The 1,143-nt window shown below is 46.6% G+C and carries 2 protein-coding genes and 1 pseudogene; 2 read left to right on the top strand and 1 reads right to left on the bottom strand.

Annotated features, from left to right (window positions below):
* The first annotated feature begins 91 nt into the window (after positions 1-91).
* Complete coding sequence (locus Xedl_RS19695; RefSeq protein ID WP_074025415.1) at positions 92-301, top strand: hypothetical protein; 210 nt, start codon at positions 92-94, stop codon at positions 299-301.
* Between the two features lie 16 nt (positions 302-317).
* The gene (ssb, locus tag Xedl_RS19690) at positions 318-821 is read left to right on the top strand and encodes a single-stranded DNA-binding protein (RefSeq protein WP_074025413.1); all 504 of its coding nucleotides are present in this window, start codon (positions 318-320) and stop codon (positions 819-821) included.
* A gap of 234 nt (positions 822-1,055) precedes the next feature.
* On the opposite strand, the pseudogene Xedl_RS33885 reads toward ssb, so the two are convergent.
* Positions 1,056-1,143: pseudogene (locus tag Xedl_RS33885) on the bottom strand (hypothetical protein); the annotation flags it as partial.

The raw sequence follows: 1,143 nt of genomic DNA, 5'->3' as shown, positions 1-1,143 counted from the left end.
GAAAATTCATTCTGATATTCATTCTACTCCACTGACTTGCCCTGATGTTTCAGGGCAGTCTCTTTGCTAACAAATACAATAGGGTACAGAGATGACTATTCCCTCCATTGGCGTTCTGGCACTGCAATATTGTTATAAGCAATTACCGTTAACGGTGTTACAAACCCGTGCAGGTTTTTATATCGGCACGATGGATGAGGGCGTCCCGTGCTCTCGTGAATCAACAGAGTATTTTGCCCGCCGTGAGCAGGCGGAATTTGCCCTGAAACAGGGGCGCTGGACACAACGTCAGTCAGCGTAACAGAAAGGAAATCGATATGTCTTCACGGGGTATCAACAAAGTGATTTTAATCGGTAATCTGGGACAAGATCCGGAGATCCGTTACCTGCCAACCGGCGGTACCGTGGCAACGCTGTCACTGGCAACATCAGAAAGCTGGCGGGATAAACAAACCGGTGAAATACGGGAGAAGACCGAATGGCACCGGGTGGTGATCTTCGGCAAACTAGCCGAAATTGCGGCAGAGTACCTGCAAAAAGGCGCCCAGGTTTACATTGAAGGCCAGCTGCAAACGCGCAAATGGCAGGACCAACAGGGGCAGGATCGCTATTCAACCGAAGTGGTGGTGAGTGTGAATGGCACGATGCAGATGCTGGGCAGCCGTGGCGAGGCAAAGCCCGTGGCTAAGCAGCAGACAGTACCGAAACCCGTTCAGAAGCCACAGCCCTCTCAGGGCGTTAAAAAAGAGGGTGCGCCGACTCAGACGGCACAGCTTTCAGCGTTGCCGGAGGATATGGAGTGGGATGAGATCCCGTTCTGAGTGGTTTTTATCATTAACGGATTGCCCTGTGATTACAGGGCTTATTATTTGTTTAGTTAAGAAACATTACTTTTTAGATCATAGCATCGATTTACTGCAAAAAAGTAGAAAAAGCCATTATTACTGATTCTAAATAACTTTTCATAATTATGAGAGTTTCATATTTCCTATCCCTTTCCATTGATTTGCTGAAGCGGCATTTAAAAAAAACTTAACTCTTTTGATCAGCATTCACATATATTGGCAACAATGGTTCCGTGTGACGGTTTCATGCAATGATTGCCATAGCCGCTCTATTTTATTCAGCCAAGGAGAATAAACC

It is taken from the genome of Xenorhabdus eapokensis, assembly GCF_001908105.1.
Note: the sequence above shows the minus strand (reverse complement) of the source record. Positions and strands in the feature narration are given on the sequence as shown.

Coding starts and splice junctions, on each gene's coding strand:
- Xedl_RS19695 (WP_074025415.1), top strand. CDS start 92: ATGACTATTCCCTCCATTGGCGTTCTGGCACTGCAATATTGTTATAAG.
- ssb (WP_074025413.1), top strand. CDS start 318: ATGTCTTCACGGGGTATCAACAAAGTGATTTTAATCGGTAATCTGGGA.